Origin of the sequence: Mycobacterium timonense (assembly GCF_025821985.1) — a bacterium.
In the GTDB taxonomy this organism is placed as follows: Bacteria; Actinomycetota; Actinomycetes; order Mycobacteriales; family Mycobacteriaceae; genus Mycobacterium; species Mycobacterium avium.
The window spans coordinates 25,606-46,118 of record NZ_JACKSY010000111.1 but is presented as its reverse complement, the minus strand read 5'-3'; the positions used below and the strand labels follow the sequence as shown (position 1 = coordinate 46,118).

The 20,513-nt window shown below is 68.8% G+C and carries 21 protein-coding genes and 1 riboswitch; of the genes, 13 read left to right on the top strand and 8 right to left on the bottom strand.

Translation table 11 applies throughout. The features are described 5' to 3' along the window. Positions 1 to 196 precede the first annotated feature (196 nt). Positions 197 to 1,444 (top strand): HNH endonuclease signature motif containing protein, encoded by a 1,248-nt coding sequence (locus H7I87_RS26530; RefSeq protein ID WP_049770271.1) that lies wholly within the window; start codon positions 197 to 199, stop codon positions 1,442 to 1,444. 107 nt (positions 1,445 to 1,551) lie between these two features. Beyond that, entirely contained in the window at positions 1,552 to 2,013 is a 462-nt protein-coding gene (locus H7I87_RS26525) for a DUF2834 domain-containing protein (RefSeq protein WP_011725990.1), read from the top strand. A 151-nt stretch (positions 2,014 to 2,164) separates the two neighbouring features. Here H7I87_RS26525 and H7I87_RS26520 read toward each other — a convergent pair whose 3' ends face one another. The 3 genes from H7I87_RS26520 to H7I87_RS26510 are packed head-to-tail and all read right to left on the bottom strand — an operon-like array spanning position 2,165 to position 4,946. Further along, complete coding sequence (locus tag H7I87_RS26520; protein WP_023860883.1) at positions 2,165 to 3,265, bottom strand: adenosine deaminase; 1,101 nt, start codon at positions 3,263 to 3,265, stop codon at positions 2,165 to 2,167. After that, entirely contained in the window at positions 3,262 to 4,545 is a 1,284-nt protein-coding gene (locus tag H7I87_RS26515; RefSeq protein WP_019733601.1) for a thymidine phosphorylase, read from the bottom strand. Before H7I87_RS26515 ends, H7I87_RS26520 begins: the two co-directional genes overlap by 4 nt. Then, positions 4,545 to 4,946, bottom strand: coding sequence for a cytidine deaminase (locus tag H7I87_RS26510; protein ID WP_003874481.1), 402 nt, complete (start codon positions 4,944 to 4,946; stop codon positions 4,545 to 4,547). The genes H7I87_RS26515 and H7I87_RS26510 overlap by 1 nt, the downstream gene beginning before the upstream one ends. 271 nt (positions 4,947 to 5,217) lie before the next feature. Between H7I87_RS26510 and sdhC the strand changes: the two genes are divergently transcribed. The 5 genes from sdhC to H7I87_RS26485 all read left to right on the top strand — a co-directional run bounded on the left by sdhC (position 5,218) and on the right by H7I87_RS26485 (position 9,390). Continuing rightward, complete coding sequence (sdhC, locus tag H7I87_RS26505; protein ID WP_003874480.1) at positions 5,218 to 5,556, top strand: succinate dehydrogenase, cytochrome b556 subunit; 339 nt, start codon at positions 5,218 to 5,220, stop codon at positions 5,554 to 5,556. Further along, complete coding sequence (locus H7I87_RS26500; RefSeq protein WP_009978825.1) at positions 5,553 to 6,023, top strand: succinate dehydrogenase hydrophobic membrane anchor subunit; 471 nt, start codon at positions 5,553 to 5,555, stop codon at positions 6,021 to 6,023. Before sdhC ends, H7I87_RS26500 begins: the two co-directional genes overlap by 4 nt. A gap of 7 nt (positions 6,024 to 6,030) precedes the next feature. Next, positions 6,031 to 7,785, top strand: coding sequence for a succinate dehydrogenase flavoprotein subunit (sdhA, locus tag H7I87_RS26495; protein ID WP_003874478.1), 1,755 nt, complete (start codon positions 6,031 to 6,033; stop codon positions 7,783 to 7,785). Beyond that, positions 7,786 to 8,589, top strand: a complete 804-nt coding sequence (locus H7I87_RS26490) for a succinate dehydrogenase iron-sulfur subunit (protein WP_009978827.1) — start codon at positions 7,786 to 7,788, stop codon at positions 8,587 to 8,589. It begins immediately after the preceding gene. Positions 8,590 to 8,775: 186 nt separating this feature from the next. After that, on the top strand, positions 8,776 to 9,390 hold the full coding sequence (locus H7I87_RS26485; RefSeq protein ID WP_009978828.1) for a carboxymuconolactone decarboxylase family protein: 615 nt from the start codon (positions 8,776 to 8,778) through the stop codon (positions 9,388 to 9,390). On the opposite strand, the gene H7I87_RS26480 is transcribed toward H7I87_RS26485, so the two are convergent. Next, a complete protein-coding gene (locus tag H7I87_RS26480) occupies positions 9,365 to 10,273 on the bottom strand; it encodes a sigma-70 family RNA polymerase sigma factor (protein WP_029248593.1) in 909 nt (302 codons plus the stop codon). The two genes, H7I87_RS26485 and H7I87_RS26480, sit on opposite strands and share 26 nt — an antisense overlap. Before the next feature lie 46 nt (positions 10,274 to 10,319). On the opposite strand from H7I87_RS26480, the gene H7I87_RS26475 reads away from it, so the two are divergent. After that, a complete protein-coding gene (locus H7I87_RS26475) occupies positions 10,320 to 11,651 on the top strand; it encodes an aspartate aminotransferase family protein (RefSeq protein ID WP_009978831.1) in 1,332 nt (443 codons plus the stop codon). Here the strand turns inward: H7I87_RS26475 and H7I87_RS26470 are convergent. Beyond that, entirely contained in the window at positions 11,626 to 11,877 is a 252-nt protein-coding gene (locus H7I87_RS26470; RefSeq protein ID WP_003874473.1) for a hypothetical protein, read from the bottom strand. The genes H7I87_RS26475 and H7I87_RS26470 overlap by 26 nt on opposite strands. A 214-nt stretch (positions 11,878 to 12,091) precedes the next feature. On the opposite strand from H7I87_RS26470, the gene dacB1 reads away from it, so the two are divergent. From dacB1 to H7I87_RS26450, 4 genes are all read left to right on the top strand, one after another. Next, complete coding sequence (dacB1, locus tag H7I87_RS26465; RefSeq protein ID WP_011725994.1) at positions 12,092 to 13,351, top strand: D-alanyl-D-alanine carboxypeptidase DacB1; 1,260 nt, start codon at positions 12,092 to 12,094, stop codon at positions 13,349 to 13,351. A 5-nt stretch (positions 13,352 to 13,356) separates the two neighbouring features. Then, positions 13,357 to 14,709, top strand: a complete 1,353-nt coding sequence (locus H7I87_RS26460) for a sugar porter family MFS transporter (protein ID WP_023860881.1) — start codon at positions 13,357 to 13,359, stop codon at positions 14,707 to 14,709. Between the two features lie 14 nt (positions 14,710 to 14,723). Then, on the top strand, positions 14,724 to 15,836 hold the full coding sequence (gene nagA / locus H7I87_RS26455; RefSeq protein WP_263424561.1) for an N-acetylglucosamine-6-phosphate deacetylase: 1,113 nt from the start codon (positions 14,724 to 14,726) through the stop codon (positions 15,834 to 15,836). Between the two features lie 17 nt (positions 15,837 to 15,853). Continuing rightward, positions 15,854 to 15,917: riboswitch (guanidine-III (ykkC-III) riboswitch) on the top strand. A gap of 11 nt (positions 15,918 to 15,928) precedes the next feature. Continuing rightward, positions 15,929 to 16,243, top strand: a complete 315-nt coding sequence (locus tag H7I87_RS26450; RefSeq protein ID WP_003874469.1) for a DMT family transporter — start codon at positions 15,929 to 15,931, stop codon at positions 16,241 to 16,243. On the opposite strand, the gene yhjD is transcribed toward H7I87_RS26450, so the two are convergent. Further along, complete coding sequence (gene yhjD / locus H7I87_RS26445; protein WP_019732860.1) at positions 16,240 to 17,268, bottom strand: inner membrane protein YhjD; 1,029 nt, start codon at positions 17,266 to 17,268, stop codon at positions 16,240 to 16,242. The two genes, H7I87_RS26450 and yhjD, sit on opposite strands and share 4 nt — an antisense overlap. Positions 17,269 to 17,279: 11 nt before the next feature. Continuing rightward, on the bottom strand, positions 17,280 to 18,311 hold the full coding sequence (trpS, locus tag H7I87_RS26440) for a tryptophan--tRNA ligase (protein ID WP_019732859.1): 1,032 nt from the start codon (positions 18,309 to 18,311) through the stop codon (positions 17,280 to 17,282). Positions 18,312 to 18,484: 173 nt separating this feature from the next. Between trpS and ephH the strand changes: the two genes are divergently transcribed. Continuing rightward, positions 18,485 to 19,282, top strand: a complete 798-nt coding sequence (gene ephH, locus H7I87_RS26435; RefSeq protein WP_019732858.1) for an epoxide hydrolase EphH — start codon at positions 18,485 to 18,487, stop codon at positions 19,280 to 19,282. On the opposite strand, the gene H7I87_RS26430 is transcribed toward ephH, so the two are convergent. Next, on the bottom strand, positions 19,275 to 20,513 hold the full coding sequence (locus H7I87_RS26430; RefSeq protein ID WP_019732857.1) for an NADP-dependent isocitrate dehydrogenase: 1,239 nt from the start codon (positions 20,511 to 20,513) through the stop codon (positions 19,275 to 19,277). The genes ephH and H7I87_RS26430 overlap by 8 nt on opposite strands.

The following is a 20,513-nucleotide window of genomic DNA, read 5'->3' as shown; positions in this document are numbered from 1 at the left end:
GTGGGACTCCTCGAGGATTCTGTGGAAGGTTGACTCGAAGGATCACGCGGTGGCCGCTTTACGTCCATCACCGACACGATGACGAACCCAGCAACCGCGCTACACCACTATGCGGGACTCAACTGAGCAACGACGCCCAGCCAGGTTGCGTGGCGTTTACCCGCTAAATGTCGGACCCCCCTGCTTTTATGACGTTATGCCTTTCCCCGCAGCGCCTCCGCTGGCAGAAAACGTTCCGCGGCGTCTAGATGTGCTGTTCGAGGAGTTGGCGGAGTTGACCGGTCAACGCAATGCGATTGATGGGCGCATCGTGGATATTGTGGCCGAGATCGACCGTGACGAACTGTGCGGAATCACCGGCGCGCGGTCGGTGCCGGCGTTGGTGGCCTGGAAGACCGGCTGCTCGCCGGCAAACGCGCACACGATCGCCACCATCGCGGCCCGGCTGCCGGAGTTCCCGCGTTGCGCCCAGGGCATGCGGGAGGGCTGGCTGTCGCTGGATCAGGTCGGGGTCATCGCGGCGCGGGGCGGGGCGGGATCTGATGAGCATTACGTGGAGTTGGCGCGGGTCGCCACGGTCAGCCAGCTGCGCACCGCGGTCAAGCTGGAACCCCGCCCCGAACCCGAACCGCAGCGTGAGCCCGAGCGCGCGTTCACCAGGACCAGCACCGAGCAGGGCAGTTGCTACCGAATCACACTTGCCCACGACGAGGCGGCGAAGTTTGACGCGGCGTTGCAGTCGCATCTGGATGCGCTGATCGCCGAGTGGGAACACGACCGCGACAACACCGAACGGGTTTTCGATCAGCGACCGCCGTTGCCGGACAGCCTCGATGCGTTCATGCGTCTGGTCGAAACCGGGTGGGACGCAGAGGCGGCTCGCCGCCCGCACGGCCAGCACACCACCGTGGTGATGCATCTCGACATCGCCCAGCGCCTCGCCGCACTGAATCTGGGCCCACTGCTCACCGACGCCGAACGCCAATACCTGACCTGTGATGCCACCTGCGAGGTGTGGTTCGAACGCGACGGTCAGCCCATCGGCGCTGGCCGCACCACCCGGGTGATCAACCGGCGGCTGCGCCGCGCACTCGAGCACCGCCACCCCACCTGCGCGGTGCCCGGCTGCGGGGCCACCCGCGGTCTGCACGCTCATCACCTGCGGCACTGGGAAGACGGCGGACCGACCGAGTTGGCCAACCTGGTGCTGGTCTGCCCCTACCATCACCGGCTGCACCACCGCGGCATCATCACCATCACCGGTCCCGCCGACGCCCTGACCGTCACCGACAGCGACGGGCGACCGCTGAGCCCGGGATCGCTGGCGCGCCCACCAACCCAACCCCCACCCGCGGTGCCACCATGCCCCGGGCCGCTCGGCGAACGCGCCGACTGGTGGTGGTACGACCCATTCCAGCCTCAACCGCCACCCACCAACAACTAAGCCAAACAGGCTGGGGCATCAAGAAATTCGTCCGGGTGAGAAACGGATCGAATGCGTTTGCAAGAATTCCGGCGCCGAGAGGTTGAGGTGGCTCTAGCGTAAAGGGCGTGACAACAGCCAACCAAGCCGACGGAACACCGTCCGTCCCAAGGTCCCGCAAAATCCTCTGCATCGTCTATGCCGCAATCGCTTTCGCCGCGCTGATTGCGACATGGAGTAACGGTGGCCCGTATGTCCACAGCGCCGCCGACTTCTTAGGCACCTTTTGGCGCGATGCCAAGGCCACGTCGGCCTCGCGTTTCGTGGCGGCCGACGCCCTGATGTTGGCCATTAGCGTCGTCATTCTGATGGTCATTGAAGCAACGAAGCACAGCGTGCGATTCGTCTGGGTTTACGTCGTCGGGTCATTCTTCGTTGCCATCAGTGTGATGTTTCCGCTGTTCCTGATCGCCCGCGAGTTGCGCATGGGCACGTCCGAAACGCCGCGCCTCCGCATGACAGATACGACCCTGCTCGCAGTTGTCGGCGTCATGACCGCCGCCCTGACTGTCTGGATCGACATGGGGTGAGGTTTGTTGGGATCGGTAGCAAACCGGCCCCTCTGTAATGGTTTCGATCAGACAATTACCCACACGGCCGGATTCGCCGTGGGTCGAGGCATCGTCAAGTGAAGGGAGTGTGCACGAGTTCGTAGGTCAGCCGGACTGTAACCCGCCGGCTTCAGCCGATCAGCACCGCGTACCGGGGTTTGATCACCTCGTCGATGATGGCCAGCCGCTCGTCGAACGGAATGAAGGCGGACTTCATCGCGTTGATGGTGAACCTTTCCAGATCGCTCCATCCGTAGCCGAAAGCCTGGACCAGCCGGTGCATCTCGCGGCTCATGTAGGTGTCGCTCATCAGCCGGTTGTCGGTGTTGACGGTCACCCGGAACCGGGTGCGGGCCAGCAGGTCGAACGGATGGTCGGCGATGCTTTTGACGGCCCCGGTCTGCACGTTGGAGCTGGGGCACAGTTCCAACGGAATTCGCTTGTCCCGCAAGATGTTCGCCAGTCTGCCCAACCGTACCTTGCCCTTGTCGGGGCCGTCGGCCAGCACGTCGATGTCGTCGACGATCCGCACCCCGTGGCCGAGCCGGTCGGCGCCGCAGAACGCGATGGCCTCGTGGATGGACGGCAGGCCGAACGCCTCCCCGGCGTGAATCGTGAAGCGCGCGTTGTGATCTCGCATGTAATCGAACGCCTCCAGGTGCCGGGTCGGCGGGTTGCCGGCCTCGGCGCCCGCGATGTCGAAACCGACCACTCCCCTGTCCCGCCACCGGATCGCCAGCTCGGCGATCTCCCGGGACACCGCCGCGTGCCGCATGGCGGTCACCAACAGTCGCACCACGATCGGCCGGCCCGCTGCCGCACAAGCCTTCTCGCCGTCGGCGAACCCGGCCAGCACGGCGTCGACGATCTCGTCGAAGGACATGCCGCGGTTGATGTGCAGCTCGGGAGCGAACCGGATCTCGGCGTAGACCACCGAGTCCTCGGCCAGGTCCTCTACGCACTCGTACGCCACCCGGTGCAGCGCCTCGGGGGTCTGCATCACCGCCACGGTGTGCGAGAACGGCTCCAGGTAGCGCTCCAGCGAGCCGCTGTGCGAGCGGGTGCGAAACCAGGTCGCCAGCTCCTCGACGTCGGTGGCGGGCAGCCCGTCGTAGCCGGTCTGCCCGGCGATGTCCAGCACGGTCGACGGGCGCAGCCCGCCGTCGAGGTGATCGTGCAGCAGGGCCTTGGGCGCCTTGCGGATCTGCTCGAGCTCCAATGGTGCGGTCATGTGACGATCCGATCGATGATCAGCGGTCGCGGCGCCGGCGCGCCGTCGCCGACGTTCCAGCCGCCGTCCAGCTCGGCCAGCGCGGCGCCGAAGCGTTCCGGGGTGTCGGTGTAGAGGGTGAACAGCGGCTCGCCGGCGGCGACCGGCTCGCCGGGGCGGCGGTGAATCCGGAGGCCGGCGCCGGCTTGCACCCGTTCGCCCGGACGGGATCTTCCCGCGCCGAGCCGCCAAGCCGCCAGCCCCACTGCCATCGCGTCGATATCGCCCATTGTGCCGCCCCGGGGAGCGGTCACGGTCTCGGAGTGCCTACCGATCGGCAACGGTACCGACAAATCACCGCCCTGAGCGGCGACGAAACGACGGAACCGGTCCATCGCGGTGCCGTCGCGCAGGGTGTCGGCGGGGTCCCGGTCGCCGACCCCGGCCAGCGCGAGCATCTCGGCGGCCAGCCGCAGCGTCAGCCCGACGACATCGGGCGGCCCGCCCCCGGCCAGCACCTCGAGCGCCTCGGCCACCTCCAACGCGTTGCCGACGGTCGCGCCCAGCGGCCGGTTCATGTCGGTGAGCAGCGCGCGTGTGGGCACCCCGTGCGCGGCGCCCAGCCCGACCATGGTGTGCGCCAGGTCGCGGCACTGCTCCTCGGTCTTCACCAACGCCCCCGAGCCGACCTTCACGTCGAGCACCAGCGCGCCGGCCCCCTCGGCCAGCTTCTTGCTCATCACCGAGCTGGCGATCAGCGGCAGCGATTCGACGGTGGCGGTGATGTCGCGCAGCGCGTAGAGCTTGGCGTCGGCCGGGGCCAGGTCACCGGCGGCGAAGATGGCCGCCCCGACCCCGCGCAGCTGCTCACGCACCCGCCGGCCGGGCAGCTGCGCGCTGAACCCGGCGATCGCGTCCAGCTTGTCCAGGGTGCCGCCGGTGTGGCCGAGCCCGCGGCCCGAGGCCTGCGGCACCGCCGCCCCGCAGGCGGCGACGACCGGCACCAGCGGCAGGGTGATCTTGTCGCCCACCCCGCCGGTGGAGTGCTTGTCCACCGTCGGCACACCCAGGTCGGAGAAGTCCAGCCGGTCGCCGGAGGCCAGCATCGCCGACGTCCAGGCGGCGGTCTCGCCGCCGTCCATGCCGCGCAGCAGGATCGCCATCAACAGGGCCGCCATCTGCTCCTCGGCCACCAGGCCGTGGGTGTAGGCGTCGATCACCCAGTCGATGGCGGCGTCGGACAGCCGGCCGCCGTCGCGCTTGGTCCTGATCACCGTGGGCGCGTCGAACCCGGGCCGCATCAGTCCCGCCCGGCGGCCAGCTGGTCGGGGCCGAACGCGTCCGGCAGCAGCTCGCCGAGCCGGCGCGGCCCGCCCGGATGGTCGATCAGCAGCTCGGGGCCGCCGTGTTCGGCCAGCACCTGGCGGCACCGCCCGCACGGCGTCAGCACCGATCCGCGCCCGTCCACGCACGCCAGCGCGACCAGCCGGCCGCCGCCGCTCGCATACAGGGCGCACACCACCGCGCACTCGGCGCAGAGACCAAGGCCATATGAGATGTTCTCCACATTGCAACCGGTCACCACCCGCCCGTCGTCGACCAGCCCGGCCGCGCCCACCCGGAACCGCGAGTACGGCGCATAGGCGCCCGCGGACACGTCGATTGCCTTGTCCCGCAGTGCATTCCAGTCAATGTCCGGCATAACGAAACCCCGCTCAGCCACGGCCTGTACCGACAGTCACCCTAGCCGGAAAGCGGCATTTCGCTTGACGGACATCGGCGCGGGGCGCGCCGCGTGCGAGCTAAGCTCAAGTGCCCGGCGTGACCGTCGCAAGCAAGAAGGTCGGAAGAAGGCGGTGAGGGGTGACACAGGGGTGACAACACAACCGACAACCGCGGATCCGGCGACACCGGTATCGGCTCCCGCGCGCAAACGCAGGCCACCACGCACCCTGTACCGGGGCGACCCCGGCATGTGGTCGTGGGTGCTGCACCGGATCAGCGGCGCGACGATCTTCTTTTTCCTGTTCGTGCACGTCCTCGACGCCGCGATGCTGCGGGTCAGCCCGCAGACCTACAACGCGGTGATCCACGACTACCAGATGCCGATCGTCGGGGTGATGGAGTACGGCCTGATCGCCGCGGTGCTCTTCCACGGGCTGAACGGCATCCGGGTGATCCTGATCGACTTCTGGTCCGAAGGCCCGCGCCACCAGCGGCTGATGTTCTGGATCGTCGGCGTGGTGTTCCTGCTGCTGATGGTCCCGGCCGGCGTGGTGACCGTCATCCACATGCTGGGGCACTTCCGATGAGCACCCCCGACCTGCAGCTCGGCCCGGGCCAGATCGCCCCGGTCAAACAGCGCTTCTACGACCGCCCGGCCAGCCTGGACAATCCCCGCTCCCCGCGGCGCCGCGCCGGCATCCCCAACTTCGAGAAGTTCGCCTGGCTGTTCATGCGGTTCTCCGGCGTCGCGCTGTTCGTGCTGGCGATCGGCCACCTGTTCATCATGCTGATGTGGGACGACGGCGTGTACCGCATCGACTTCAACTACGTGGCGCAGCGCTGGGCGTCGCCGTTCTGGCAGTTCTGGGACCTGGCGCTGCTGTGGCTGGCCCAGCTGCACGGCGGCAACGGGCTGCGCACCATCATCGACGACTACAGCCGCAAGGACAGCACCCGGTTCTGGCTGAACAGCCTGCTGCTGCTGTCGATGGGCTTCACCCTGGTGCTGGGCACCTACGTGCTGCTGACCTTCGACCCGAACATCTCGGGATAGGCGAGTCATGATCCAACAACATCGATACGACGTGGTGATCGTCGGCGCCGGCGGTGCCGGGATGCGCGCGGCCGTGGAAGCCGGCCCGCGGGTGCGCACCGCGGTGCTGACCAAGCTCTACCCCACCCGCAGCCACACCGGGGCGGCCCAGGGCGGCATGTGCGCGGCGCTGGCCAACGTCGAGGAAGACAACTGGGAATGGCACACCTTCGACACCGTCAAGGGCGGCGACTACCTCGCCGACCAGGACGCGGTGGAGATCATGTGCAAGGAAGCCATCGACGCGGTGCTCGACCTGGAGAAGATGGGGATGCCGTTCAACCGCACCCCCGAGGGCCGCATCGACCAGCGCCGCTTCGGCGGCCACACCCGCGACCACGGCAAGGCCCCGGTGCGCCGGGCCTGTTACGCCGCCGACCGCACCGGCCACATGATCCTGCAGACGCTCTACCAGAACTGTGTGCGGCACGACGTGCAGTTCTTCAACGAGTTCTACGCGCTGGACCTGGTTTTGACGCAGACGCCCAGCGGCCCGGTGGCCAGCGGCGTGGTGGCCTACGAGCTGGCCACCGGCGACATCCACGTCTTTCACGCCAAGGCCGTCGTGCTCGCCACCGGCGGGTCGGGCCGGATGTACAAGACCACCTCCAACGCGCACACCCTGACCGGCGACGGCATCGGCATCGTCTTCCGTAAGGGACTGCCCTTGGAGGACATGGAGTTTCACCAGTTCCACCCGACCGGCCTGGCCGGATTGGGGATTCTGATCTCCGAGGCGGTGCGCGGCGAGGGCGGCCGGCTGCTCAACGGCGAGGGCGAGCGGTTCATGGAGCGCTACGCCCCCACCATCGTCGACCTGGCGCCGCGCGACATCGTCGCGCGCTCAATGGTTTTGGAGGTGCTGGAGGGCCGCGGCGCCGGACCGCACAAGGACTACGTCTACATCGACGTGCGCCACCTCGGCGAGGACGTGCTGGAGTCCAAGCTGCCCGACATCACCGAGTTCGCCCGCACTTACCTGGGCGTGGACCCAGTGCACGAGCTGGTGCCGGTGTACCCGACGTGCCACTACGTGATGGGCGGCATCCCCACCACGGTCACCGGACAAGTGTTGCGGGACAACACCTCCACCGTGCCGGGCCTGTACGCGGCCGGCGAGTGCGCGTGCGTGTCGGTGCACGGCGCCAACCGGCTGGGCACCAATTCGCTGCTGGACATCAACGTGTTCGGCCGCCGGGCCGGCATCGCCGCGGCCAACTACGCCCGGGGCCACGACTTCGTGGACATGCCGCCTGACCCGGCGGCGATGGTGGTGCGCTGGGTCGCCGACATCCTCTCCGAGCACGGCAACGAGCGGGTCGCCGACATCCGCGGCACGCTGCAGCAGTCGATGGACAACAATGCGGCGGTGTTCCGCACCGAGGAGACGCTCAAGCAGGCGCTGACGGACATCCACGCTTGCAAGGAGCGGTACTCGCGAATCCGCATCCACGACAAGGGAAAACGATTTAACAGCGACCTGCTGGAAGCCATCGAGCTGGGCTTCCTGCTGGAGCTGGCCGAGGTCACCGTGGTGGGGGCGCTCAACCGCAAGGAGTCCCGCGGCGGCCACGCCCGCGAGGACTATCCCAACCGGGACGACGTCAACTACATGCGCCACACCATGGCCTACAAGCAGGGCACCGATCTGCTGAGCGACATCGCGCTGGACTTCAAGCCCGTGGTGCAGACGCGCTACGAACCCAAGGAACGGAAGTACTGAATGTCTGTCGAGCCGGACGTCGAAACCTTGGAACCGCCGCTGCCGCCGGTTCCCGACGAAGCGGTGATGGTGACCGTCAAGATCGCCCGGTTCAACCCCGACCAGCCCGACGCGTATGCGGAAACCGGTGGCTGGCAAAGCTTTCGGGTGCCGTGCCTGCCCAGTGACCGGATGCTCAACCTGCTGATCTACATCAAGAGCTACCTGGACGGGACGCTGACCTTCCGGCGTTCCTGCGCGCACGGGGTGTGCGGCTCGGACGCCATGCGCATCAACGGCGTCAACCGGCTGGCGTGCAAGGTGCTGATGCGCGATCTGCTGCCCGAGCCCAAGAAGGGCAAGCCGGGCAAGCCGCTGACCATCACGGTCGAGCCGATCCGCGGGCTGCCGGTGGAAAAGGACTTGGTGGTCGACATGGAGCCGTTCTTCGACGCCTACCGCGCGGTCAAGCCCTACCTGATCACCACCGGCAATCCGCCCACCCGCGAGCGCATCCAGAGTCCGGCCGACCGGGCCCGCTACGACGACACCACCAAGTGCATCTTGTGCGCGGCGTGCACCACCAGCTGCCCGATCTTCTGGCACGAGGGCAGCTACTACGGCCCGGCCGCGATCGTCAACGCGCACCGGTTCATCTTCGACAGCCGCGACGAGGGCGCCGCCGAGCGGCTGGACATCCTCAACGAGGTCGACGGGGTGTGGCGCTGCCGCACCACGTTCAACTGCACCGACGCCTGCCCGCGCGGCATCGAGGTGACCAAGGCCATCCAAGAGGTCAAGCGCGCCATCATGTTCTCCCGCTGATCGCTCGAGCTTTTGCCCCCTTCTGCCCGCGAGCGTCACGTTTTGCCCGCGAGCGTCACGTTCTGCCCACGAGCGTCACGCCAGCGTGGCGGTCGACGCCGGGCGTCACGCCAGCGTGACGCCCGCGCCGCGGCCAGAAGGTTCCAGGCGCCGTCACACATCGCGGGCCTGCCTCGTCTGATCGGTATGACACAGAAAACTCGCATCGAACCCCTGCCCCCTCAGCGCGCCGGGCTGCTGACCCGGGCCATGTACCGGATCGCCAAGCGGCGCTACGGCCAGGTTCCCGAACCGTTCACCGTCGCCGCGCATCACCGCAAGCTGATGGTCGCCAGCGCCGTGCACGAAACCCTGGTCGACCGGGCGTCCAAGACGCTGCCGGCCAGCGTGCGCGAGCTCGCGGTGTACTGGACCGCCCGCCAGATCGGCTGCTCGTGGTGCGTCGACTTCGGGTCCATGCTGCAGCGCCTCGACGGCCTGGACATCCAGCGGCTCACCGAGATCGACGACTACGCCACCTCACCGGCGTTCACCGACGACGAGCGCGCCGCCATCGCGTACGCCGTCGCGATCACCACCGACCCGCACACTGTCACCGACGAGCAGGTCGACGATCTGCGCGCCCGGTTCGGCGATGCGGGCACCTTCGAGCTGACCTATCAGATCGGGCTGGAGAACATGCGGGCGCGGGTGAATGCGGCGCTGGGCATCACCGAGCAGGGCTTCAATTCCGGTGACGCGTGCCGCATCCCGTGGGCCACGGGCGACACGGAAACTAGCGACCCAGCGGCGAACCGGTGAACTTGTCCGGATTGGCGATATCCCAGAGCGCGCAGACCTTTCCCTCGCGCACCGTCATCGCCATGATCCGCGGGCACATCTCCCGATAGCCGTCACCGCCCGGCAGGCCCGCCGTGTAGATGCCCAGCTCGCCGTTGACCAGCCCCAGCTGGTAGGCGGAATAGAAGCCGGGGCCGTAGCGGCGGGCCAGGCCGAGCATGAACCGCACCACCTTGTCCGCGCCGTGGATGACCTGAACGGCGGTGGGCGCCTTGCCATTCGAGTCGCCGGTGAACATCACATCGGGGTGCAGCAGCGCCACCACGGCCTCCAGGTTGCCGGCGGCCATGGCGGCCATCAGCTGTCCCACCACCTCGTCGTGCGACGGGTCGGGCTCGGGTGGCGGCTGCGCGCTGACGACCTTGCGCGCCCGCGACGCCAGCTGCCGGGCGGCGGCCTCGCTGGTGCCCAGCACCTCGGCCACCTCCGAGAACGGCACGGCGAACCCGTCGTGCAGCACGAACGCCACCCGCTGATCGGGCGACAACCGCTCCAGCACCACCATCGCGGCGAACCGGGCGTCCTCGCCGGCCACCACGGCGGCCAGCGGATCGGCGCCGGAATGCGGGCCCAACCCGGTGACCACCGGCTCGGGCAGCCAGTTGCCGGTGTAGGTCTCGCGGCGGTGCGTGGCCGAGCGCAACCTGTCCAGGCCCAGCCTGCTGACCACCGTGGTCAGCCACGCCCGCAGATCGGTGATGGCGCCGTCCTGCCCGTGCCAGCGCAGCCACGCGTCCTGGACGATGTCCTCGGCGTCGGCGACCGTACCGGTCAGCCGGTAGGCGACCGACATGAGATGGGGCCGCAGCGACTCGAACTCGCTGACCTGCTGCGCGGAGGTCATGAAGCGAGCGTAGGCCATCGGGCCGGGCGTTAGGCTCACCAACGACATGACCGATCACCTCTGGCTGCACTTCGCCCGGCACGGCCCGGGCATCACGCCGCCGATCATCACCCGCGGCCACGGCGTCACCATCTACGACGACCGCGGCAACAGCTACCTCGACGGCCTGTCTGGGCTGTTCACCGTGCAGGTCGGCCACGGCCGCGCCGAACTCGCCGAGGCCGCCGCCCGGCAGGCGGGCACGCTGGCGTTCTTCCCGCTGTGGGGGTACGCCACGCCGCCCGCGATCGAGCTCGCCGAGCGGCTGGCCGGCTACGCCCCGGGCGATTTGAACCGGGTGTTCTTCACCACCGGAGGCACCGAGGCCGTCGAGACGGCGTGGAAGCTGGCCAAGCAGTACTTCAAGCTCACCGGCAAACCCGGTAAGCACAAAGTGATTTCGCGCGCGGTCGCCTACCACGGCACTACCCAGGGCGCGCTGGCGATCACCGGGCTGCCGCGCTACAAGGCGCCGTTCGAGCCGGTGACGCCCGGCGGGTTCCGGGTGCCCAACACGAACTTCTACCGGGCACCCGAAGCATTCGCCAACGACCCCAAGGGTTTTGGGCTGTGGGCGGCGGACCGGATCGCCGAGGCGATCGAGTTCGAGGGGCCCGACACCGTGGCCGCGGTGTTCGTCGAACCGGTGCAGAACGCGGGCGGCAGCATCCCGCCGCCCCCAGGCTATTTCGAGCGGGTCCGCGAAATCTGCGACCGCTACGACGTGCTGCTGGTATCCGACGAGGTGATCTGCGCGTTCGGCCGGATCGGCTCGATGTTCGCCTGTGCCGACTTCGGCTATGTGCCCGACATGATCACCTGCGCCAAGGGCATGACGTCGGGCTACTCGCCGATCGGCGCGATGATCGCCAGCGAGAGGTTGTTCGAGCCGTTCGCCGACGGCGACACCATGTTCCCGCACGGCTATACCTTTGGCGGCCACCCGGTTTCGGCGGCGGTCGGGCTGGTCAACCTCGACATCTTCGAGCGCGAGGGGCTCAACGACCGGGTCAGGACCCTGGCGCCGACATTCCGCGCCACCCTGGAAAAGCTGTACGACCTGCCCATCGTCGGCGACGTCCGCGGCGAGGGCTTCTTCTACGGCGTGGAACTGGTCAAGGATCGGGCCACCAAGCAGACCTTCACCGATTCCGAACGCCGCGCGCTGCTGGGACGGGTCGGTGCCGCGCTGTTCGAGGCCGGATTGTATTGCCGCACCGACGATCGCGGCGATTCCGTCATCCAGCTGGCGCCGCCGCTGATCAGCGGTCAGGCCGAGTTCGACACCATCGAGGCGGCGCTGCGCGGCGTGCTCAGCGACGAGTGCCGCCGGCTGTAGCCAGCACCCGCTTGACCTCGTAGGCGGCCAACAGCACCTCGCGGGAATGCGCCGCCGACGGGCTGTTCGCGATCCGCGATTGCGCGTTGCACAGCCAGGTGAGTGCGGAGCGCAGGTCGCCCTCGGGGGCGGCGTCGCGGTGCACCTTCAGCTCGGTGAGCATCCGGTCCTGGCCGGGGCCGCGCACCTGGGTTCCCTTCTCCACCTGCTTGAGCAGCTGTTCCAACGATCGCGGGCCGTCGCCGCCGCGCCGCCATCGGGACCAGAACCGCTCGTTGGAAATGGCACATCCCTCGGGATTCGGGGCGGCCGATCGGCTTCGGACTCGCCGCGCGCCCAGCCTAACCCGCGCCCGCCGCGGCCGCTGAGTAACTTCCGCCTCAACAGTCACAGCGCGGCTCCCCGGATTCGGGCCCCCGATCGCTTACTGTGCACAGACGATGTCAACTTCAGGGGCCCTGGTACGTTCCGCATCATGCCTGGCAGCGGCGCTTTTCCTGGCGGCCGCGCCGGCGGTTTCGGGCACGGCGTCGCCGCTGGGACGGGCCGAGCCCGGCGCCGAACCCAATGCCGCGCCGACGAACTGCCCGTACAAGGTGAACACCCCGCCGGCCGTGGATTCGTCGGAGGTCCCCACCGCCGGTGACCCGCCGATGCCGCTGGCGGTGCCCGCCAAGCCGGTCGGCGGCGACGCCCTGGGCAGCTGCGGCATCGTCGCCGCACCCAACACGCCGCCGCTGCCCGGCGACGTGTCCGCCGAGGCGTGGCTGGTGGCCGACCTGGACAGCGGCGCGGTCATCGCCGCCAAGGACCCGCACGGCCGGCACCGCCCGGCCAGCATCATCAAGGTGCTGGTCGCGATGGCCGCCATCAACACGCTCAACCTGAACAAGGCGGTGCCCGGCACCGCCGACGACGCGGCCGCCGAGGGCACCAAGGTGGGCGTCGAGGAGGGCGGAGTGTTCACCGTCAACCAGCTGCTGCACGGGCTGCTGATGCACTCCGGCAACGACGCCGCGCACGCGCTGGCCATGCAGCTGGGCGGCATGCAGCAGGCGCTGGAGAAGATCAACGTGCTGGCAGCCAAGCTGGGCGGGCAGGACACCCGGGTGGCCACACCGTCGGGTCTGGACGCGCCGGGCATGAGCACCTCGGCCTACGACATCGGGCTGTTCTACCGCTACGCCTGGCAGAACCCGACCTTCGCGGACATCGTCGCGACCCGCACCTTCGACTTCCCCGGCCACGGCGACCACCCGGGCTACGAGCTGGAGAACGACAACCAGCTGCTCTACAAGTATCCGGGCGCACTGGGCGGCAAGACCGGCTACACCGACGACGCCGGCCAGACGTTCGTGGGCGCGGCCAATCACGACGGGCGACGGCTGGTGGCGGTGCTGCTGCACGGGACGCGGCAGCCGATCGCGCCCTGGGAGCAGGCCGCGCACCTGCTGGACTACGGGTTCGCCACGCCGCAGGGCACCCAGGTCGGCTCGCTGATCGCGCCCGACCCGTCGCTGGCGCCGGCCAAGCGCGACGGCGCCGCCGACCGGCTGGCCGGCAACACCGCGGCCGCCGGGATGATCTCCTCGGCGGACGCGCTGCCGGTCCGGGTGGGGGTGGCGGTGATCGGCACCATCGTGGTGTTCACACTGATCATGATGGCCCGCTCGATGAACCGCCGACCCCAGCACCGCTGAGCACCGTGGCACGCGGATCGCGGCGCGGCCTGCTGGTCGGGCTGACCGCCGCCAGCGTGGGCGTCATCTACGGTTACGACCTGTCCATCATCGCCGGCGCGCAGTTGTTCGTCACCGAGGACTTCGGCCTGTCCACCCGGCAACAGGAACTGCTGACGACGATGGCGGTGATCGGCCAGATCGGTGGGGCGCTTTTCGCCGGGGTGCTCGCCAACGCGATCGGGCGCCGACGGTCGGTGCTGCTGATCCTGTCCGGCTACGCGGTTTTCGCGCTGCTGGCCGCGTTCTCGGTGGGTCTGCCGATGCTGTTGACGGCGCGGCTGCTGCTGGGCCTGACCATCGGCGTGACCGTGGTGGTGGTGCCGGTGTACGTGGCCGAGTCGGCCCCGACGGCGGTGCGCGGCGCGCTGCTGACGGCCTATCAGCTGGCGATCGTCAGCGGCCTGATCGTCGGCTACCTGAGCGGGTATCTGCTGGCCGGCACGCACAGCTGGCGCTGGATGCTGGGGTTGGCCTGTGTTCCCGCAGTGTTGTTGCTGCCGTTGGTGTTTCGGATGCCCGGCACGGCGCGCTGGTATCTGCTCAAGGGCCGGGTCGACGACGCGCGGCGGGCGCTGCTGCGGGTGGAACCCGCCGCGCGGGTGGACGACGAGCTGGCCGAGATCGGCCGCGCGGTGAGCGAGGAAGCCGCGAGCCTGCCGGCCATGCTGGCCGAGATGGTGCGCAGTCCCTACCGGCGCGCCACCGTCTTCGTGGTGGTGCTGGGGTTTCTGATTCAGATCACCGGCATCAACGCGATCATCTACTACAGCCCGCGGATCTTCGAGGCGATGGGCTTCACCGGCAATTTCGCGCTGCTGGCGTTGCCGGCGCTGGTGCAGGTCGCCGGCCTGGTTGCGGTGGGCACCGCGCTGCTGCTGGTCGACCGGGTGGGCCGGCGGCCAATCCTGTTGTGCGGCACCGCCATGATGATCGTGGCCGACGTGGTGCTGGTGGCCGTGTTCGGCCGCGGCCCGGGCGGCGTGATCGCCGGGTTCGCCGGGGTGCTGCTGTTCATCTTCGGCTACACCATGGGTTTCGGCTCCCTGGGCTGGGTGTACGCCAGCGAGAGCTTCCCGTCGCGGCTGCGGTCCATCGGGTCGAGCACCATGCTGACCTCCAACCTGGTGGCCAACGCCATCGTCGCCGCGGTGTTCCTGACGTTGCTGCATTCCTTGGGCGGCGCAGGCACTTTCGCGGTGTTCGCGGTGCTCGCGGTGGTCGCGTTCGCGTTCGTCCACCGGTATGCGCCGGAGACCAAGGGCCGCCAGCTGGAGGACATCCGGCACTTTTGGGAGAACGGCGGCCGGTGGGACTGATCGCCGCGGGGACGATGGTGGCATCCGGGCGGGTCCACCGCCCGGGCTGGGTCGAGACGTCCGGCGGGCACATCGCGGCGTGCGGCACCGGCCCGCCGCCGCGCCCGGCCGACCGCGAGTTCCCCGACGGCACGGCGGTGCCCGGCTTCGTCGACATGCACGTGCACGGCGGCGGCGGCGCCTCCTACACCGACCCCGACGGCATCGCGAAGGCCGCCGCCTTCCATCTGCGGCACGGCACCACCACCACGATGGCCAGCCTGGTGACCGGCTCGCCGGCCGAGCTGCTGGGCGGGGTGCGCGCGCTCGCCGAGGCCACCCGGGATCGCACGGTCGCGGGCATCCACCTGGAGGGCCCGTGGTTGAGCCGCGCCCGCTGCGGCGCCCACGACGCCCGCCGGATGCGCGACCCCGACCCGCACGAGATCGACGCGGTGCTCTCGGCCGGCGGGGGCGCGATCAGGATGGTCACCCTGGCGCCCGAGCTGCCCGGGGCCGACGCGGCGATCCGGCGTTTCGTGGACGCGGGAGTCGTTGTGGCAGTTGGGCATACGAATGCCGACTACCGGCAGACCCGGCACGCCATCGCGCTGGGCGCCACCGTCGGCACGCATCTGTTCAACGCGATGCCGCCGCTGCATCACCGCGAGCCCGGCCCCGCGCTGGCCCTGCTGCGCGACCCGCGGGTCACCGTCGAGCTGATCGCCGACGGCGTGCACGTGCATCCCGACGTGGTGCACGCGGTGATCGACGCGGCCGGGCCGGAGCGGGTCGCGCTGGTCACCGATGCGCTCGCGGCCGCCGGCCGCCCCGACGGCGCGTTCCGGCTCGGCCCGGTGCACATCGACGTCGTCGCCGGCGTCGCGCGGGTGCACGGGACGACGACGATCGCGGGCAGCACCGCCACCATGGACCGGCTCTTTCGCACCGTGGCCGGGTCAGGCACCGACCGCGACGCCGCGCTGGCGGCCGCGGTGCAGATGACGTCGACGACGCCGGCGCGCGCGCTGGGGCTCGATCGGGTGGGCAGCTTGCGGGCCGGCCATGAGGCCAACCTCGTTGTGCTGGACGATGATTGGCGAGTTAGGGCCGTCATGGTCCGCGGCGACTGGCTGGCCGACCCGTAGCGATCTTGTTAACATCGGTGCCGTCAACAACTGACACCGGACGAGGGGCCCCGTACCCGGCCAGCGACAAGACGGCGCCGTGGAGGTGCGCAATGGCCTGGCTGATCCTGATCGCCTCGGGGGTGCTGGAAGCGGTGTGGGCGACCGCGCTGAGCCGGTCCGAGGGTTTCTCCCGGCTCGGCCCGTCGCTGGTTTTCTTTGTGGCGCTGGCATTTTCGATGACCGGGCTGGCGGTCGCGATGCGCAGCCTGCCGGTCGGCACCAGCTACGCGGTCTGGGTGGGCGTCGGCGCCGCGCTCACGGTGACCTATGCGGCGCTGGTCGGCGACGAACCGGCGTCGCCGGTCAAGCTGGTGCTGATCGCCGGGATCGTGGCCTGCGTCGCGGGCCTGAAGCTGCTCGGCTAGCGGCGCCGGCGGGTGAGCCGGGCGAACGCCAGCGCCGCAACGGCTCCCAGACCCATCGCGGTCAGCGTCTGGCGGGTGTTCAGCCCCTCGTCCAGGTGCACCCGCGGCGCGATGATCGCCGGCGCCGGAGGGGCGACGGGCCGATCACGCGTATCGGTGGACGCGGTCGCCGCCCACGCCGTGCAGAACAGCACGAGATAGGCTGTGATGTAAGCGAATACCATCAACCCGAGCACCGGGCCGAAGGCGGCGCCGGCCGGGCTGCGCAGCACCGTCCGCAGATAGATCGACGCGACCTGTTTGAACACCTCGAAGCCGATCGCCGCGATCAGCCCGGCCCGCATCGAATCCACGAAACTGACCTTCTCCCGCGGCAGCCGGGCGATCATCCAGGTGAACAGCAGCCACGACACCAGCGTCGCGATCAGTATGGAGAAGATCCAGAACAGCCAGTCGAAGACCACGAACTGCGGTATGCCAAGCCATTTCAGCAGCGCGGCCATGGGTGCGGCGTGGCCGACGGTGGTCAGCCCGACGGTGGCCACGATCACCGCGAACGTCCCCACCATGGCCAGCAGGTCGGAGAGCTTGTTGCGCACGAAGCCCGGCGACTCGATCTGGGTGTCCCACCACATCTCGGTCAACGCCTGGCGCAGATGCGATATCCAGCCCAGCCCCGCCCACACCGCGGTGGCCAGGCCGATCACCCCGACCGACGTCCGGGCATCGATCGCCGAGTTCATCAACTCTTGCAGCTGATTTCCCAGCGCCCCGTTCACTTGCGAGCGGATGTGGTCGTCGATGCTGCTGAGCAGTTGCGGCCGCCGCGCCAGCACGAAACCGAACACCGCGAAACCGACCATCAGCAACGGAAACAACGCGAAGATCGTGTAATACGTCAGGCCCGCCGCGAAGAAGCCGCCGTTGCGGTCGTCGAATCGCTGGTAGGCGCGGATGAGGTGATCCAGCCAGCCGTGCCGGGCCCGCAGCCGATCAAGAAACCCCGCCTCGGCCGGCTCGCTCATCGTGGAACTTCTTACCCCCGTCGCGGAAGGAACCCAAGCCGATCGTAAACCCGTTCGACGGTTTTCCCGGCGACATCCTGGGCCCGTTGCGCCCCGGCCGCCAGAACGGCCTCCAATTCGGCCGGGTCGGCCATCAATTCGTCGACGCGGGCCTTGATCGGGGTGACGAACTCGACCACCGCGTCCGCGGTGTCCTTCTTCAGATCGCCGTAACCCCTTCCGGCGTAGCCCTGCACGAGCTTGTCGATGTCGACGCCGCTGACCGCGGACTGGATGCTCAGCAGGTTGGACACTCCCGGCTTGGCGTCGGTGTCGAACCGGATCTCCCGCTCGCTGTCGGTGACCGCGGAGCGAATCTTCTTGGCGGACAACGCCGGATCGTCGAGCAGATTGATCAGCCCGGCATCGGTAGACGCCGACTTGCTCATCTTCGACGTCGGGTCGGCCAAGTCGTAGATCTTGGCGGTGACCTTGGGGATGAGCATCTCCGGCACCACGAACGTGTCCGGGAAGCGGGCGTTGAACCGCTGCGCCACGTCGCGCGCCAACTCCAGGTGCTGGCGCTGGTCCTCGCCGACGGGCACCAGGCCGGTGTCGTAGGCCAGCACGTCGGCGGCCTGCAGCACCGGATAGGTGAACAGGCCCACCGTGGTGGAGTCCGAGCCCTGGCGCAGCGACTTGTCCTTGAACTGCGTCATCCGCGAGGCCTGGCCGAAGCCGGTGAAGCAGCCCAGCACCCAGGCCAGCTGGGTGTGGGCGGGCACGTGGCTTTGCACGAACACGGTACTGCGGGCCGGGTCGATGCCCAGCGCCAGGTACTGGGCGGCGGTGACCAGGGTCCGCCGGCGCAGCGCCGCGGGGTCCTGGGCGATGGTGATGGCGTGCAGGTCGACCACGCAGAAGAACGCGTCCCAATCGTCGCCCCAGTCGTCCTGCAGGGTCACCCACTGCGAGATGGCGCCCAACGCGTTGCCCAGGTGCAGCGAATCGGACGTGGGCTGGACGCCGGAGAAAATCCGGCGGGATCCGGTGGCGGTGCTCATGATGCACCGATCTTTTCACGCCTCGTCTCCCGCGCCGTGCCGCGGCCCGCACGGACCGCTGCCCGCGCCGCCCACCAAACTTGCGGTACCGGCGGTACCGCATTTAATGTCGCGGTATGACGACTCGTGCGCCCATCCACCTCGGCCCCAAGGATGGTTCCGGGGAGCCGGTCGTGCTGCTGCACGGGTTCCTGATGTCGCAGACGGTGTGGGATCCGGTGGCGCCGCGGCTGGCCGAAACCGGCCGTTACGCGGTCTTCGCCCCGACCATGGCCGGCCACAACGGCGGACCGTACGCGGGCACCTGGCTGCTCAGCTCGTCGGTGCTGGCCGACCACGTCGAACGTCAGCTCGACCGGCTCGGCTGGGACAGCGCCCATCTGGTGGGCAACTCGCTGGGCGGCTGGGTGGCCTTTGAACTCGAGCGGCGCGGCCGGGCGCGCAGCGTCACCGGCATCGGCGCCGCCGGCGGCTGGACCCGCTGGAGCCCGGTCAAGTTCGAGGTGATCGGCAAGTTCATCGGGGGCATGCCGCTGCTGTTGCTGGCCCGGCTGCTCGGCCAACGCATCCTGCAGTTGCCGCTGAGCCGGCGGCTGGCGACGCTGCCGCTGAGCGCCACGCCGAGCGGGGTCAGCGAGCGCCAGCTGTCCGGCGTCATCGAGGACGCCGCGCACTGCCCGGCCTATTTCCAGCTGCTGGTCAAGTCGCTGCTGCAGCCCGGGCTGCTGGAGCTGGCGCAGACCGCGGTGCCGGTGCAACTGGTGCTGTGCGAGAAGGACCGGGTGGTGCCGCCCAGCAGGTTCAGCCGGCACTTCACCGACCACCTGCCGCCGGAGACGAGGATCACCAGGCTCGACGGCGTCGGACACGTGCCGATGTTCGAGGCGCCCGAGCGGGTCACAACGGTGCTCACCGACTTCATCGACGACTGCGTGGCCCGCTCCCAGCGCCAGCAGCCCCCCGCTAGTTAGTCAGCTCCAGCCGCAGGTTCTCGGCGATCGAGTTGAGGAATTCCTCGCTCTGCTGCCACTTTTGGTCGGGGCCGATCAGGATGGCGAGGTCCTTGGTCATCTTGCCGCTCTCCACGGTGGAGACGACGACGCGTTCCAGGGTCTGCGCGAACTCGATCACCTCGGGGGTATCGTCCAGCTTGCCGCGGTGCGCCAGCCCGCGCGTCCAGGCGAAGATCGAGGCGATCGGGTTGGTCGAGGTCGGCTTGCCGGCCTGGTACTGACGGAAGTGCCGGGTGACGGTGCCGTGCGCGGCCTCGGCCTCGACCGTCTTGCCGTCGGCGGTCATCAGCACCGAGGTCATCAGCCCCAGCGAGCCGTAACCCTGTGCTATCGCGTCGGATTGGACGTCGCCGTCGTAGTTCTTGCAGGCCCACACGTAGCCGCCCTCCCATTTGAGGCAGGCCGCCACCATGTCGTCGATCAGCCGGTGTTCGTAGGTCAGCCCCTCCGCTTCGAACTGCTCCTTGAATTCCTCGTCGTAGATGCGCTGGAACTCGTCCTTGAACATGCCGTCGTAGGCCTTGAGGATGGTGTTCTTGGTCGACAGGTACACCGGCCATTTGGCGTTCAGGCCGTACTTGAACGACGCGCGGGCGAAGTCGCGGATCGACTCCCGGAAGTTGTACATCCCCATCACCACCCCGCCGTCCTCGGGGATGGACACCATCTCGTGCACGATCGGCTCGCTGCCGTCGGCGGGAGTGAAGGTGATCGCGACGGTGCCCGGCTTGTCCACCTTGAAGTTGGTCGACCGGTACTGGTCACCGAATGCGTGGCGGCCGATGACGATCGGCTTGGTCCAGCCCGGAACCAGCCGGGGCACATTGGATATCACGATCGGCTCGCGGAAGATGGTGCCGCCCAAGATGTTCCGGATCGTCCCGTTCGGGGACAGCCACATCCTCTTGAGGTTGAACTCCCGGACCCTCGCCTCGTCGGGGGTGATCGTCGCGCACTTGACGCCCACGCCGTGCTTCTTGATGGCATACGCCGCGTCGATCGTCACCTGGTCGTCGGTGCGGTCGCGGTGCTCGATGCCCAGGTCGTAGTAGTCCAGGTCGATGTCGAGGTAGGGAAGGATCAAGTTCTTCTTGATCATCTTCCAGATGACGCGGGTCATCTCGTCACCGTCGAGCTCGACGACGCGGCCCTTGACCTTGATCTTGGACGTGTTGGCGGGCTTGGACAT

Bases quoted from the DNA above. Each gene is read 5' to 3' on its own strand.
- H7I87_RS26510 (WP_003874481.1), bottom strand. From the start codon at position 4,946: ATGCCGGACATTGACTGGAATGCACTGCGGGACAAGGCAATCGACGTG.
- nagA (WP_263424561.1), top strand. From the start codon at position 14,724: ATGGTGGCATCCGGGCGGGTCCACCGCCCGGGCTGGGTCGAGACGTCC.
- sdhC (WP_003874480.1), top strand. From the start codon at position 5,218: ATGTGGTCGTGGGTGCTGCACCGGATCAGCGGCGCGACGATCTTCTTT.
- sdhA (WP_003874478.1), top strand. From the start codon at position 6,031: ATGATCCAACAACATCGATACGACGTGGTGATCGTCGGCGCCGGCGGT.
- H7I87_RS26480 (WP_029248593.1), bottom strand. From the start codon at position 10,273: ATGACCTCCGCGCAGCAGGTCAGCGAGTTCGAGTCGCTGCGGCCCCAT.
- H7I87_RS26450 (WP_003874469.1), top strand. From the start codon at position 15,929: ATGGCCTGGCTGATCCTGATCGCCTCGGGGGTGCTGGAAGCGGTGTGG.
- H7I87_RS26520 (WP_023860883.1), bottom strand. From the start codon at position 3,265: ATGACCGCACCATTGGAGCTCGAGCAGATCCGCAAGGCGCCCAAGGCC.
- H7I87_RS26430 (WP_019732857.1), bottom strand. From the start codon at position 20,513: ATGTCCAAGCCCGCCAACACGTCCAAGATCAAGGTCAAGGGCCGCGTC.
- H7I87_RS26530 (WP_049770271.1), top strand. From the start codon at position 197: ATGCCTTTCCCCGCAGCGCCTCCGCTGGCAGAAAACGTTCCGCGGCGT.
- H7I87_RS26490 (WP_009978827.1), top strand. From the start codon at position 7,786: ATGTCTGTCGAGCCGGACGTCGAAACCTTGGAACCGCCGCTGCCGCCG.
- H7I87_RS26475 (WP_009978831.1), top strand. From the start codon at position 10,320: ATGACCGATCACCTCTGGCTGCACTTCGCCCGGCACGGCCCGGGCATC.
- H7I87_RS26500 (WP_009978825.1), top strand. From the start codon at position 5,553: ATGAGCACCCCCGACCTGCAGCTCGGCCCGGGCCAGATCGCCCCGGTC.
- dacB1 (WP_011725994.1), top strand. From the start codon at position 12,092: ATGTCAACTTCAGGGGCCCTGGTACGTTCCGCATCATGCCTGGCAGCG.
- H7I87_RS26515 (WP_019733601.1), bottom strand. From the start codon at position 4,545: ATGCGGCCCGGGTTCGACGCGCCCACGGTGATCAGGACCAAGCGCGAC.
- yhjD (WP_019732860.1), bottom strand. From the start codon at position 17,268: ATGAGCGAGCCGGCCGAGGCGGGGTTTCTTGATCGGCTGCGGGCCCGG.
- H7I87_RS26485 (WP_009978828.1), top strand. From the start codon at position 8,776: ATGACACAGAAAACTCGCATCGAACCCCTGCCCCCTCAGCGCGCCGGG.
- trpS (WP_019732859.1), bottom strand. From the start codon at position 18,311: ATGAGCACCGCCACCGGATCCCGCCGGATTTTCTCCGGCGTCCAGCCC.